The organism is Planctomycetota bacterium, assembly GCA_016235865.1.
Lineage (GTDB): Bacteria > Planctomycetota > MHYJ01 > JACQXL01 > JACQXL01 > JACRIK01.
This window is the reverse complement of record JACRIK010000003.1, coordinates 115,827-129,615: the sequence shown is the minus strand read 5'-3', so window position 1 is coordinate 129,615 and position 13,789 is coordinate 115,827. Positions and strand designations below refer to the sequence as shown.

General features: G+C 51.3%; 9 protein-coding genes. 1 reads left to right on the top strand and 8 read right to left on the bottom strand.

Annotation, left to right across the window (positions count from 1 at the left end; all coding sequences use genetic code 11):
- Positions 1-2,610, top strand: a complete 2,610-nt coding sequence (locus HZA49_01975) for a DNA internalization-related competence protein ComEC/Rec2 (GenBank protein MBI5778209.1) — start codon at positions 1-3, stop codon at positions 2,608-2,610.
- A gap of 554 nt (positions 2,611-3,164) precedes the next feature.
- On the opposite strand, the gene HZA49_01970 is transcribed toward HZA49_01975, so the two are convergent.
- The 8 genes from HZA49_01970 to HZA49_01935 form a co-directional block, all read right to left on the bottom strand.
- A complete protein-coding gene (locus HZA49_01970) occupies positions 3,165-4,277 on the bottom strand; it encodes an NADH:flavin oxidoreductase (protein ID MBI5778208.1) in 1,113 nt (370 codons plus the stop codon).
- Positions 4,278-4,545: 268 nt separating this feature from the next.
- Positions 4,546-4,869, bottom strand: coding sequence for a hypothetical protein (locus tag HZA49_01965; protein MBI5778207.1), 324 nt, complete (start codon positions 4,867-4,869; stop codon positions 4,546-4,548).
- A gap of 45 nt (positions 4,870-4,914) precedes the next feature.
- Complete coding sequence (argF, locus tag HZA49_01960; GenBank protein MBI5778206.1) at positions 4,915-5,901, bottom strand: ornithine carbamoyltransferase; 987 nt, start codon at positions 5,899-5,901, stop codon at positions 4,915-4,917.
- Between the two features lie 167 nt (positions 5,902-6,068).
- Entirely contained in the window at positions 6,069-7,061 is a 993-nt protein-coding gene (gene arcC, locus HZA49_01955) for a carbamate kinase (GenBank protein ID MBI5778205.1), read from the bottom strand.
- Between the two features lie 166 nt (positions 7,062-7,227).
- A complete protein-coding gene (locus tag HZA49_01950; protein MBI5778204.1) occupies positions 7,228-8,661 on the bottom strand; it encodes an SPASM domain-containing protein in 1,434 nt (477 codons plus the stop codon).
- A 27-nt stretch (positions 8,662-8,688) separates the two neighbouring features.
- Positions 8,689-9,000 carry a hypothetical protein gene (locus HZA49_01945; GenBank protein ID MBI5778203.1) on the bottom strand — a complete coding sequence of 104 codons (312 nt, stop codon included), beginning with the start codon at positions 8,998-9,000 and terminating at the stop codon, positions 8,689-8,691.
- Positions 9,001-9,095: 95 nt separating this feature from the next.
- Positions 9,096-9,806, bottom strand: coding sequence for a hypothetical protein (locus tag HZA49_01940; protein ID MBI5778202.1), 711 nt, complete (start codon positions 9,804-9,806; stop codon positions 9,096-9,098).
- A gap of 48 nt (positions 9,807-9,854) precedes the next feature.
- Positions 9,855-13,706: a hypothetical protein gene (locus tag HZA49_01935; GenBank protein MBI5778201.1), complete on the bottom strand. Its 3,852-nt coding sequence runs from the start codon at positions 13,704-13,706 to the stop codon at positions 9,855-9,857.
- Positions 13,707-13,789 lie beyond the last annotated feature (83 nt).

The following is a 13,789-nucleotide window of genomic DNA, read 5'->3' as shown; positions in this document are numbered from 1 at the left end:
ATGACGAACACCGATACGCCCCGTCCTTTGTTCCCGATTGCCCTGGCTTTTATCAGCGGCATTGTGGTGTTTGATTATATATTCCCCTCTATCAAGAGGGGCGAGGGGTGTGTCATACCTATATTTATAATCATCGCCCTGTTCTTTATAATTACGCTGATTATAAAATCCCTGCGTCATTCAGTTATTTCGGATATCCTGCTGATTGGATTGTGTTTTCTGACCGGCGCGGTCCGGCTGCTGGTTGCTAATCAAATTCCGGCAAACCATATTACCAATTTCCCGCACGATGATGTACCAATCTATCTGGAAGGTGTGGTCACGGACGAGCCGTTTTATTACCAGCCCAAGAACGAATTCCTGTCAGGCGGTAAGTCCGAGCTGTCCGGCAGTTTCACTATCCAGTCCGAAGCTATATCCTGGTCCGGGCAGAGTGATATTGTGTCAGGTCTGGTCCGGGTGAGTTTCTACGGTTTGGATAAGAGAGAACAGTTGCCGCAGGTCAAATATGGTAATCGTCTGCGAATGTTGGGTAAAATCTACTCTCCGCGCAACCCGACCAATCCGGGTGAATTTGATTACGGACAATTCCTCAAGCGCCAGGGCATCTATAAAACCCTGCGCATAAAAAGCCCGAACAATATCACGCTCCTGGCAACCGGGCAGGGCAATTGGTTTTGGGGCGGGTTACAGCGGTTCCGGAATTTCCTGGCTGACAAGACCGATGAATATTTTAATGAAGAGCAGGCGTCGCTTTTAAAAGCCCTGATTCTGGGCGAACGGCCGGCCGTGCCGGACACCATCGAAACTGATTTTATGCGCACCGGCACGATTCATATCCTCTCGGTTAGCGGCCTGCACCTGGCCATGGTGGCCGGATTCCTGTTCCTGCTCCTGGGCGGGTTGGGCGTGACCGGACGGAACCGGGCCATTCTATTGATTATCAGCGCCGGACTGTATGCGGTCTTAACCGGGCTGTCCACGCCGGTGACCCGGTCTTTGGTGATGATAGCGGTTTACTTCGGCTCGGAGATATTCATCCGCAAGTCCAATCCCTTGAATTCCATAGCCCTGGCCGGGTTGATTATCACGGCCTATAATCCCAATGAGGTATTCAGCGGGGGCTTCCAACTCTCATTCCTCTCGGTCATTTCTATTGTCAGTTTCACTACGCCCATACTGGCGCTGATGAGATATAAAACCATCGGAACAGACATCCCGGCATTTATTCCGCTGACCTTGCCGGAACGGCTGGGTATTATCCTTAAGAAATATTTGGTTAACGCCGTGGCGGTTTCTTGTGCCGCCACGCTGGGCGTGTTCCCGCTGGTGCTGATGTATTTCCATCTGATTACGCCGGTGTCCATCCTGGCCAATATCGTGCTGTCACCGCTGGTATTCCTGATAATGCTGTTCGGATTCATAAATATGCCGCTGGCTGGGCTGGGTATATATTCCTGGTTTGTTCCGCTGGTGGCGTTCCTGACCCGGGCCATGATCTGGGTGGTGGACCTATTCAGTCGGATTCCTTTTGCCTATTTCTATCTGCCGGATATCCCGCAGGCGTTTGTCTGGGTGTTTTACGGACTGTTCTTGTTGTGGCTGGTTAGGGGCCGGTTGTATTCACTATTCTCTCAAAGTGTCATTACGAGAATGGCGTCAACGGCGTCAGACGAAGTAGCCTCAGGAAAAGGCACCTCTCACCTATCCTCTCCCCTTAGGGGAGAGGGAAGGGTGAGGGGGAATCTTATTTGGGGTGGCGCATTAATAATTATGCTCGGTTGGTTTCTTATCTGGGCATTTAGCGTTGGGATGCCGCGCCAGCAGGATGGGCTGACCCTGACTATGCTGGATGTCCGGCAGGGCGCCAGTTTCGTGCTCCGGACGCCGAATGGCAAGACCATCCTTTATGACTGCGGCACCTTTGGCTCGCGCGATGTGGGCGAGCAGGTGGTATCACCCTTCCTGTGGAACAAGGGCATCACCAGGATAGACACCCTGATTCTGTCTCACGCGCATCTGGACCATATCAACGGAGTCCAGAGCATCCTGGAAAAATTCCCAATCAAAGAGGTCATGGTCAGTCCGCATTTTAGTAGAACTTACTGGGGTAAACTGGCCATGCAGTTATTCGGCCATTATGGTATTAGGGTATCGGCTATCAGTCAGGGGGATGTAGTGAATCTTGATTTAGATGTGATTGCCGAGGTCCTGGGTCCGCCCGGCGAAAAGATTTCAGAGAACGAAAACGACCTCTCGCTGGTGATTAAAATCCACTATGGCAACAAGACCGTACTCTTGTGCGGCGACATCCAGGCTGAAGGGCTTAAGGCGTTGTTCGATAGCAACAATGACCTGAGCGCGGACATACTCCAGATACCGCATCACGGATTTGCCATCAAGCCGGACAAGACCGGACGGAGTTACCTGGAGGAGCTGATAACCCGGGCCAATCCGTCAGAGATAGTCATAAATACGGACGGGGACGAGATTGACGAGGGTATCCTGGACATCTGCCGGGCCAGGGACATCATCATTCATTCCAGCGACCAAAGGGAGTCCCGTCAGAGGGGCGATAAAGACGGGGCTGTGACCATAAATCTGCGCTGAATGGCAGGTGTGCCATTAGTGCTTCATATTGCAGATGATTAATTTTGACATTACCTATTGATTTTACTGCAGTTATCTTATTTTTAGCATAAATTAACTGGGAGGGGGGGGTACCCCGGGTATACCCACCCCCTCCCCCCGGTATACCCGGCCTGGCTTTTGGGATAATATTATGTTAGTTTTGAGCTAACATAATATCAGTTTTGAGCTAACATAACATTAGCTTTGAGATAACATAATATCAGTTTTGAACTAACATAACATTAGTTTTGAGCTAACATAATATTAGCTTTGAACTAACATAACATTAGCTTTGAGCTAACATAACATTAGTTGTGAACTAACATAACATTAGCTTTGAACTAACATAATGTTAGTTTTGAACTAACATAACATCAGCTTTGAACTAACATAACATCAGTTTTGAGGTAATATAATCTTAGTCCATTCAGGCCGGGGTTTTTACACAAAATTCTATTTTTTGTCCGTTTTTGATTTTCGGTTATATACAATGCATCGAGAGGTATTAATAGTTTTAGTGAAATTGCTCTATGCTATTTTCCCAACACCTTAGCAATGGCCTCGTCCGTGGCCCGGCATCGGACCGGCTCTTTTTTGGCGCCCAGACACAGGTTACAGGAGATGCAATCGGATTGTTTACCGCCTTTTTTGAGTTCCAGGGCGAATCCCGGATTCCTTATGAACGGTCGGCTCATTGATACTAAATCCATCTTTTCCTCGCCCAATACCTTTTCCATCACGCCCCGGGTGCGCAGGCCGCCGACCAATATCAGCGGTAGATTAGGAAACTCCTTGCGGAATTGCTTGGCCTGAGGTAAGAAGTATGCCTCTTTTTCAGGCGAGAGGATATCCTTGCGGATGACCTCGGGAAAGGTGCACCCGCCGCTGATTTCAATAGCATCGGGTAGGGCATTGTTGGATTTTAGATTTTGGATTGTAGATATGGAGTCAGCCAGTGTCAGGCCGTTGGGAATGAAGTCTTCACAGTTTAATTTTAGCCAGATTGGATAGTCAGTCCCGACCTTTTGACGGATGCGCTGGATGACCTCTTTCAGGAACCGGGCTCTATTTTCAACATTTCCACCCCATTGGTCGGTCCGTTTGTTCATAGCCGGTGACAGGAACTGGGAGACCAGATAACCGTGGGCTCCGTGAATCTGGACGCCGTCAAACCCGGCCTCCCGGGCCCGATAGGCGCTTTGGGCAAAGGCATTAATCACCTCTTCGATTTCCTTGTCCGTGGCTTCCGATGGCGGTAGGTCGCCTTTCATATCCTCCGGGCTGACCGAGACGGCCAGCGGACGGGCGTTGATTAATATGGAAGGCGCATAGCGGCCGCTGTGGCAGAGCTGGACCAGGATGCGCGCCTCGTATTCGTGCACGGTCTTGGTGAGCCGTTGCAGGCCTTTGATAAAGTCGTCGTGGTCTATGGACATCATCTGCCAGCCGGACCGGCCCCGGGGATGAATCGAGGTGTAGCCGGTGATGATGGTGCCGACCTCTGATTCAGCCAGGCGCTTGTAGCAGGCGATTAGGCCGTCTGTTATGCCGCCTGACTTGTCCACCAGCCGCTCGGCCGTGGCCGAACGCATCAGGCGGTTCTTGGTTTCAAGATTACCAACACGTCTGGGTTCAAAGAGTAACATAAATGTTTATTTTACTTCGCTTCGGTGTCTCCCGGTGCGCTCCAGTGGGTGCTCCCGACCAGTCCCGATATATATCGGGACAGGGCTTGGCTTCTAATTGGCCGACTTTACGGGGTTCAAATAATAACATAAACGCTTAGATTCACTCCGCTCCGCAGGTGCTCGTGGTCACGCTCGGCAGTGCCGAGCTTAGTTCAAATAGCAACATAATTATTCACCACACATTCGCTGCGCTCAGTGTAAACTCCGACACAAAGGTCACAAAGAATTACTTCTTTTCTTCCGTATTTATAGTTTCTTTTGTTCTAATGAAATTTCGATATCTTATAATAGCTCCGCCTGCTAATATAAATAACACAAAGCCGATCCACATTGACGGCCATTCACTAATTATTTCTATGCCACCTAACTTGTATTTGCGTGAAACAATCTCGAGCATAACAAATAGGCCTATTATTACACCCAAGCCAATTGCTGTATCCTGTATCAGGAATCTAAAGGGTATTTTCTTTATGGCATACCACCAGGTGATTATGGCTAAAACCCAAACAATACCTGCAATGATTATTTTAGATTTAGTAACAGAGTCCATAAATCCTGTTTTCTCCGTGCTCTCTGTGTCTCTGTGGCTATCCTGTTATTTGCCCAGCACCAGATACAACAGCGCTTTTTGGGCGTGGAGCCGGTTCTCGGCCTGGTCCCAGACCACCGAGTTCTTGCCGTCCACCACCTCGTCCGTGATTTCCTCGCCCCGATGGGCCGGCAGGCAGTGCATGACGATGCAGTCCTTTTTGGCCCGGGCCAGCAGTTCGGAATTAATCTGGAAGCCCTGGAAATCGGCCAGGCGCTTTTTGTGCTCCTCTTCCTGGCCCATGCTGGTCCAGACATCGGCATATATCACATCAGCCTGGTCCGCCGTATCCTGGGCGTTTTTGGAGATGACCAGTTTGCCGCCGGTCTTGGCTGAGACGTGGTGCGCCAGATTGATGAGCGTATCCTGCATCTCGTAACCCTTGGGCGTGGCTACCTCGATATAGCCGCCTAATTGCACCACGGCCAGGACCAGCGAATGGGCGACATTGTTGCCGTCACCGATGTAGGTGATTTTCAGGCCTTGTAATGATGTCTTATGTTCGCTTCCGCGGCCACTGCGGCGTCCGCCGTCGCGGTCACTGCGGTGTTCCAGTATGGTCAGGACATCAGCCAGCGCCTGGCAGGGGTGTTCGTAGTCGGACAGGGCGTTGATGACCGGGATGGTGCCGTATTTGGCCAGGTCCAGGACATCGTTATGGGAATAGACCCGGGCGGTCATGGCGTCCAGGAAGCGCGATAAGACCCGGGCCGTGTCAGCTACGGTCTCGCCTCTCTTCAACTGGAGTTCGTTGGCGCTCAGGTTCAGGGCCTGGCCGCCCAACTGATACATGGCCACCTCGAATGAGACCCGGGTTCGGGTCGAGGGCTTTTGGAATATCATGCCCAGGTTTTTGCCTTTCAGAGCGGATGAGTATTTCTTGGGGTTCTTCTTGATGGTTCGGGCGGTCTTGAGGATGAGTTCGATTTCCGGGGTGGACAGGTCGCTCATGGCTAACAAGTCCCGGCCTTTTAGGGATAACTTCTTTGGCATAAAAACTCCTTTTCTAATAATAATTATTTGTACACGGATTAAGCTGATTTTGCGGATTGGCCCCGATAAATCGGGATAACTTGCTGTAACGACTAAAGTCTAACAGCAAGTAAACAGATTTTCCATCCGCTTAATCAGTCATATCCGCTTAATCTGCTTACGCAATTCTATTTATTAAAATCCAGTAATAAGTTACCCTCATCCTCTTTCTTCTTTATATCAGATATAATGGTCGTGCCGGAGCGGCCTTCCATGGCTTCCGCTAAATTCTCGGCTGAGGTGATGATGACCTTGCCGTCAATCTTGGCCAGATAATTGATGGCCGATTCCACCTTGGGTTTCATGCTGCCGGTGCCGAACTGGTTCTCGTCCAGATACTTTTTTGCCTGTGATACGGTCATCCGGACAATGCCCTGCTGATTGGCTTTGCCGAAGTTGATATAGACCTTAGGGACAGTGGTGAGAATAATGAACATGCCGGCCTTGATTTCCGCGGCCAGGATGCTCGAGGCCAGGTCCTTGTCAACCACCGCCTCGATGCCTTCGTAGTCATTATCGGCTTTCTTGTAGATGGGGATGCCGCCGCCGCCCACGGCAATGACGATATGGCCGGACTGGGCCAGTTCCTTTATCATGATGCGCTGGATAATCTTGACCGGGGTGGGCGAGGGCACGACCCGACGGAAGCCCCGGCCACTGTCCTCAATCATGGTCCATTTCTTTTCGGCTTTGAGCGCCTCGGCCTGGTTCTTGGTATAGAACGGGCCGATGGGTTTGGTGGGTTCCTTGAAGGCCTTGTCCTTGCTGTCTACCACCACCTGGGTAATCATGGTGACCACGTAGCGCTCGATTTTATTCCGGCGGAGTTCGTTCAGTATGCCCTGCTGGAAGATGTAACCGAGCGAGCCCTGGGTTTCGGACACGCAGACATCGAGCGGCATGGCCGGAACCAGGTCCTTGGCCGCCTCGTGCTGAATCAGGGTGGAGCCGACCTGGGGTCCGTTGCCGTGGGTCAGGACTATCTGCCAGTCGTGCTTGATTAAGGGCAGCAGGTACCGGCAGGTCTCGGCCGCGTTGTGTTCCAGTTCGCTGATGGTGCCCTTTTGGCCGGGTTTCAAGAGGGCGTTACCGCCTAAGGCAATCAGGGCTAATTTTTTCATAAGTCAATTGCGTAAGCGGATTAAGCGCATTCAGCCGATTAAACCGATTACCGGAAACTTAGGATTATAGAAAGGGTAGGGCGAAAGTCAAATAATTTCGCCACTAAGACACGAAGGCAGGAAGAAATACTTTTATAAGGAGGCTAGGAAATCAGGAGCTATTGTTTTAGGATACAGGCGCAGGGGTTCTTTTATTCGGAGCTGCTTTGAGCCTAGCCGGTTTCTCTTTTATCTTCTTGGCGTAATACCACAGGGCTTCTTCAATCATGGCCTGGTTGGCCTTGCAGGCCACGTCTTTGGTATATTTGACGATGTCCTTATCTGCCTTGGCGTTGCCTTTGACAATCAGCCGGCCGACCGGGCAGCCGCCGCCGCAGAGATACCGGAGTTTGCAGGCCCGGCATTCAGGCGCGTTGTCGATATTGATGACGTCCATCATCATATTAACCACGGACTGGCGCGGGTATTTTTCCCTGGAGAAGATGTTACCCAGCCGGTATTTCTTGATGCCGACCAGGTAGAGGCAGGCGTAGATGTCGCCGTTGACGTCCAGGACCGGGGTATTGCCCAGGGGCGCGCCGCAGCACCACATGTTGCGTTCCCGGCGCCGGATGCGTTCCAGATATTCGTTGAAGGGAAAGAGATTTTCCTTTTCCCATAGGTTGCTCCGGACCAGGTCCCTTAACCCTTTAGCCACGATGTTTGGATTAGGCAGTAACTTCTTTGGCAGGATGTCCTCATCCGAGGTGATGGCATTGACCGGCACAAAGGCCGAGCTGGAGCCGCCGATTTTCTTGTGGAGTCGGGAGATGCGCTTGATGGCATTCATATTGTGGACTGTGACGGTCGAGCGCAGTCCGACCTTGATGCCGCCTTTAGTGAGCGTTCGGATATTGTCCGTGATTTTGTCATACGAGCCGCGGCCGTCTTTGTAAGGCCGGGTGAGGTTGTGGATTTTCCGGTCGCCGTCAATGTCGCATAGGAAGGTGAACTGGTATTTCTTGCCCCATTTAATCAGGTCTGGAGGCAACATTGAGAGGTTGCTAGTCAGGTGGTAGCGGAGTTTCAGGTCCGGCCTGGCCTTTCTGACCTTGTCCTCGCAGTGCAGGACGACCTTTTTGGCTAGTGACCAGTTGAGGAGCGGTTCGCCGCCCAGGAAGACCACGCTGAATTCCTGGTCCTTAGGCACGGTTTGGGCCACCAGGTCAATGCCCTTGAAGGCCACCGCATCCGGCATCATAAGTTTTTTGGAGGTGCCGTAGGTTTCTTCGCCGTTGTAGCAATAGATGCAGCCCAGGTTGCAGCCCTGGGACAGGAGCAGGTAGAGGGTGACGCCGGACCGACCATGCGGCCGTTCGGGCGGACAGCTGGTATGGACGGCCTTGATGCCGTACTCCTCCGGGTCGTCATCCGGCACGATAATTCTGTGGAAAGCCAGGAAGTCCAGGATGTCCTTGTCTTTTATCCGGTTGACGTCCTTGAGGAGATTGAGGATGTAGTTCTTGCCTTTTTCGATGAGGATGGGGCTGACCGTGGCGCTGTTTAATAACAGGAGCGAATTGTTTCTCTCGAACTTAACCAGGTACTTTGTAAGTTTCATTATATTCCCGCGTCCGGCCCGGCCTGATTATCTCAGGGTGATGCAGCCGATGCAACCAGTGCAGGATGTGCAGGATGTGCAACCCGTGCAACTGTAGGTGCAACCGGTGCAATTGCTGGTGCAGCCGGTGCAGCTGCCGGTGCAACCGGTACAACTGTCCGTGCAGGAGGTGCAGCAATCCTTGCAAAGCAGGCCGCAACCCGGCGTGAATACCGAGGTGAAAATCGGCAGGAGTGATATCAAGGTGACCTTGCCGGCTTTCTTGAGGAAGTCGCGTCTGGTGCCTTTTGAAGAGAGAATGGATTCCCTTTCTTTAGAGGTGTCATTATTCTTTTTCATTAGGCGTTCCTCCTTTATTATGAATAAGATTAGCCCGTAAAAAACACCTTGTCAAGATAATTACTGTGGAATTTTATTTATTCTTCGCCCCGAAATTATCGGGACTCCGTATCGGCTTCGCCGGCCAGGATTTTGTAATAGCGGGATAGCCGGTCCTGGTATTCGGGCAGGAATTCCTCCTGGGCGGACTGGATGATTTCATCGCGCAGTTTGGGGGGTAGGTTACCCCATTTCTTGCCGTCGGATTTGCGCGGGGTATAGGGGTCAGGCAGGTCGGCCTTGGCATCATAGGCGCGCGGGGCCGGGTCCTGGTCGGACTTGTCCTTGGGTTGTGGCTGGGGCTTGGGCTTTGGTTTAGGCTTGGGTTTCTTGCCCGAACTACTGCCTTTGGGTTCCATAATCACGGCTGAGTCAATGACCTTTTTCAGGTTCTGGCTGGCCTCGGACTGGAGTTTCTTGATCTGGTCAAAGAGCTTGTTGAGTTCGTCCAACGCTTCCTGCTGTCTTTTCTCGGCCCCGAGATTATCGGGACTCCGCTGCGGCTCCGCCGTCGCGGTATCGGTTTTGGTGCTTGGCGTCCAGTTGCTGGCGGATGAAAGCCGGTCCTCGGCTGATTCCATCAGGTCGACCACCTTGGCAAGCGTGTCAATGATATCCGTTTTTTCCTCCACCGGCGCCGGCTTTAGTTTTTTGTCCAGGTTGTCTATGAGGTCGTCGATATTTTCGTCATCGGCCGGGTATAACGGATTTATCGCTGAGGCGCAGAGGACGCTGATAATAAATATAAAGTAAATTAGTTTTGTCATAATATCTAAGTAGATTCCCGCCTTCGCGGGAATGACACAGCGAGAGTATTACGGGTTTTGGTGCCGGGCTTTTTTCTCCTTGATTAGTTTAGTCAGCTCTTTAATCATTTCAGCCAGATGGCCCTGTTCGGATGACAGGCGCTGTAACAGGGCATTCAGGGCCGGGTCCGGGTTATCCGGGTCTTTGAGCAGTTCCTTTTTGAGCGCCTCGGTCCGGGAGATGATCTCTTCCTGTATGGTTTTGGTCATCTTCAATTCAGCCAGTTCGGAAATCAGTTTGTCTTCCTCATCCATCCCCTGTCCTTCGGCCTGGAGTGGTTTGCGGTTGTTCATTTCGGTCTTAAGGCCAGTCAGCAGTTCCCGGCCTTTTTTAATGATGTCGGCTTGGATTTCCCGGATATAGTTTGAGTCGTCCTTAGGCGACGGGCCGGCTAGCAACTTGGCAACGGTTTGCATCTCGTCGCGGATATTGTTGGTTTCATATGAGTAGGCCGTAGATTTTTCGGCATCAAGTTTCTTCTTGATTTCCATGGCGTTATCCGCCAGGTGGAGTTGCTCGGTCGATAGTTTCTTCAGGGCCAGGGCATCCTGGCGATTCAATTCGGCTTTATCAAGTATTTCTGATGTCCGGATATTAATATCGGCCTGTGGGTCAAGGATGTTCTTAAGCATCGTGGACAGTTTCTCGAGCTGGTCCTGTTTCTTGCGCTGTTCCAGTTCGTCTATTTTATTGGCCAGCGTTTCGTAGAGCCGTTCCAGTTCTTCCAGGGCGGCCTGTTCGTCCTCCTGGGCGTCCTGGGGTTTGGAGCCGGACAGGTTATTCTGGGCCTGGGACATCTTTTGGGCCGCGCCCTGGAGTGTTTCCCGGGAATCATTGTCTGATTCTTTAGCGGCCTTTTCGGTGGCCTCTTTTATCTCTTTCTGGCGCTTGGCCAGGCGTTCCAGCTTACGTTTTTCCTCTTCAGCCAGCTGGCGGTTAAGGAATTTCTTCAATGATTCCCTGGCTTGGCGCAGGTCCTGGAGCGCGTCTTTTTGTTTTTCGGTTGATTGTTGCTTGTTTTCGGCGGTCGGCTGCTGGGCGGATTTGGCCATGTCTTGGTTGGCCTGGGACATTTTATCCGATGATGCCTGCAGGGATTTACCCGCTTCCTGGACATCCGGGTTGGCTGGTTTGAGTTGTGAGTTTGCCTGGGTCAGTCGGTCAGCCATAGCTTTGGCCTGGTCTTTTAAGGATTGTTGTTCCTCAGCCAGTTTCTTGAGTATGTCGTCCAGTTTTTCGCCGGATGTTTCGGCCAGGGCTTTGGCAGTAACCTCTTTCAGTGCTTTCTGGTCGAGTAGGAGCGAATCTAGTTCCTGGGCCACGGCCGATATCCGGCCGGTCGGGTCCAATACCCCGGCGGTATCATTAAAGAGCTTCTCTTCTTCATTCTTTAATGCGCTGACTTGCTCCATCATTTTCTTCAGCTCGGCCAGTTTCTTCTGGATTTCTTCCGGGCTGACCCGATCTTCCAGGAAATCAAGCAGGGCGGAGAAGGAGTTTTGGATGTTTCCCGCATCATTTATGGCCTGGCCGGCCAGTGATGAGGCCAGATCGGAGAGCAGTGAAAGGAGATTGTTATTCAGGTTATTATCGGCCTGAAGTTTTTCCAGTCCGGTTTTGAGTTTGTCCGAGTAATAGGGATGCGAGTCCTTTAGCTTGTCCGCCACGCGGGCCATCTTTTTGGAGAGGTTATCTGATTCCTTGCGGAGGTTTTGGGCCTGTTCATTAAGTCGGTCTTTTTCCAGCTCCCGGGACGACGGTTCATCTGAGAGCGGCTTTTTTATCCGTTCGGAGAGATTGCGGGTTTCGGACAGGAGGTCGCGGACGTTATTGATCACCTCCTGGTAGTCCTCCCATTGCTCCAGTGTGTTGAGTGTGGTTTTGAGGTTGTCGGCGATTTCCGCCTGTTTTGGCTCGGCCTCGGCGCGGGCGATTTGGTCGTCCCCGGGGTCTTTTGTCGCCGATGCCTTTTCCAGCGATTGCTGGACGGCCGGAGATTTGGCATTGGCCAGTTTACTAAGGGTATCCTGGACCGAAGCGAGCTTGTCGGTCGTGTCAGCCGAGAAGAGCTTGTTTATACTGATATCCTTGAGGATATTGGCCAGCATGGCCGAGGCGTTATTGAGTTCCTGGGTGACCCGGCGCTGGTTGGTCAGGGACGGCTGGATGTCCGGCGCCTGCCGGGCGGCTTCCTGTATCTGGACGGTCTTCTTGAGGTCGTCCTTGAGCTGGATTATAGCTTCCTCTATTTTTTGGGCCATTTGTGGTTTGCTGATGATGATAAGGGAATAATCCGAAGAGGTGGTGGTTTGCGGTGAAGACAATCCGTCCCGAAATAATCGGGACTCCGTTGCGACTTCGCAATTATCAGTGGCGATAAAGTTCAAGGTTAGATACAAGCCGTCACTGAGGTTAAGGGGTTTTAAGTCCAAGGCGGTGGATAATTCTATTTTATTTGAGAAAGGGCCGGCGTAGCGGTAAAAGGTTTGGGACGCATTTGTAATGGCGCCGGAGTTATCTGATTCAGGCGCTGATGCGCTATCGCTGCGGATATAGATAATACGCGAGTCGGAGATTCCGTAATCATCGTTGACGATTGCCCTGAGGGGGACGGCTGCGTCCGGCGTGACATATTGAATCTCGTTGGACGGCTCGACTACTTTTATAGCCGGATGGCTGTCCGGAATTGATTTTATGGAGTATTCGATGGGATCAAGGTTCTTGAGGCTGTTGGTTCCCACAAAATTGAGCGAATATTTGGAGTCTTTGGCTACGGTGATGGTTGTGGATATGGAAGTATTGTTGTCCACTGCCAGAGGTAATGGGTTGGAATCCAGCAATAATGAAGCGGACTTCAATAGGGTATTAGATACGGCGTTAATGGTGGCTTTTGTGCCGGCCGGCGCCTTGATATTGCCGCCGGTTTCGGTCTTGTTTTCCATGCCGGTATAATGAGGATAATCATAACTGACGGAGATTTTTTCCAACGAGGGAGCGTCGAGCACCTTAATTTCAATCCAATCGGTCTGGTCGTCGCCGCCTTTGAGCATAAAACGAAATGGAGATTGCACCTTTGAGAAGTCGTATCTGAACACCGCAGTGACCGCGCTAGCGAATTCCGCCTTTCGGTCTTTGGCCTGGGTCAGGAGCATGCGCTCCCATTTGCTATTGGGCATTCCGGCTGTTTCAGTCATTATATATGCAGCGCTCAGGCGTGGCCCTTTGGCAGGCCAGGCAATAACGGAGAGGTTCTGGCCTTTGGCAATGGTATAATCAGGCGCCACCTTTACGGCCAGAAGTGTGCGCTTGGGCCAGCTGACGTTGCCGCCCAGAAGACGTTTGCCCCAGATGCCTAATTCAGACGGATAAAAAGTGACAGCTATAATAGAAAGCAGTAATAATGCGAGGGCGCCTAAGAGTAATTTGCGCGCCGGGTGAGGGAACAGGATTTTGGTAAAATCAAATGACCGGGAAAGTGGCGTTACTTCTTGAGCCAATTGCGGCGCTATGGTCTTTTCTGATAACTGCCAGAGGTTAATCAGGCGCTCCTTTAGGGCGGGGAATTGTTTCTCTATCAGGAATATCAAGGCGTCATTCGGCATTTTATTCAGCCGGATAACAGGAATAATGGTTTTATTTATCAATGTCCAAACGGTTATAATAACGGTTAGGGCAAGGAAGCATAGCCGCAACGGGGCGGGCAGGTTGCGGATAAGGTAATCAACCCAGAAAGTAAAGGCAAGATATAGCAAGAGAAAGATAATCAGGCGGCTCAGTCCGTCGACCAGGAACCAAAGTCGCACTTTTCGCCTCAGTGATTTTATCCGTGATTCTATATATTGGCGAGGCATCTCTTTCATGGTATTAATATAGCATTATTTAATGGAAAGTCAAGGATAATTTCGTGCTTGATAAAATGCAACTTTTCCCGTAAATAGGGGTA

Excerpts from the sequence above, each read along its gene's own strand:
- HZA49_01975 (MBI5778209.1), top strand. The coding sequence starts at position 1 with ATGACGAACACCGATACGCCCCGTCCTTTGTTCCCGATTGCCCTGGCT.
- HZA49_01970 (MBI5778208.1), bottom strand. The coding sequence starts at position 4,277 with ATGTTACTCTTTGAACCCAGACGTGTTGGTAATCTTGAAACCAAGAAC.
- HZA49_01965 (MBI5778207.1), bottom strand. The coding sequence starts at position 4,869 with ATGGACTCTGTTACTAAATCTAAAATAATCATTGCAGGTATTGTTTGG.
- argF (MBI5778206.1), bottom strand. The coding sequence starts at position 5,901 with ATGCCAAAGAAGTTATCCCTAAAAGGCCGGGACTTGTTAGCCATGAGC.
- arcC (MBI5778205.1), bottom strand. The coding sequence starts at position 7,061 with ATGAAAAAATTAGCCCTGATTGCCTTAGGCGGTAACGCCCTCTTGAAA.
- HZA49_01950 (MBI5778204.1), bottom strand. The coding sequence starts at position 8,661 with ATGAAACTTACAAAGTACCTGGTTAAGTTCGAGAGAAACAATTCGCTC.
- HZA49_01945 (MBI5778203.1), bottom strand. The coding sequence starts at position 9,000 with ATGAAAAAGAATAATGACACCTCTAAAGAAAGGGAATCCATTCTCTCT.
- HZA49_01940 (MBI5778202.1), bottom strand. The coding sequence starts at position 9,806 with ATGACAAAACTAATTTACTTTATATTTATTATCAGCGTCCTCTGCGCC.
- HZA49_01935 (MBI5778201.1), bottom strand. The coding sequence starts at position 13,706 with ATGAAAGAGATGCCTCGCCAATATATAGAATCACGGATAAAATCACTG.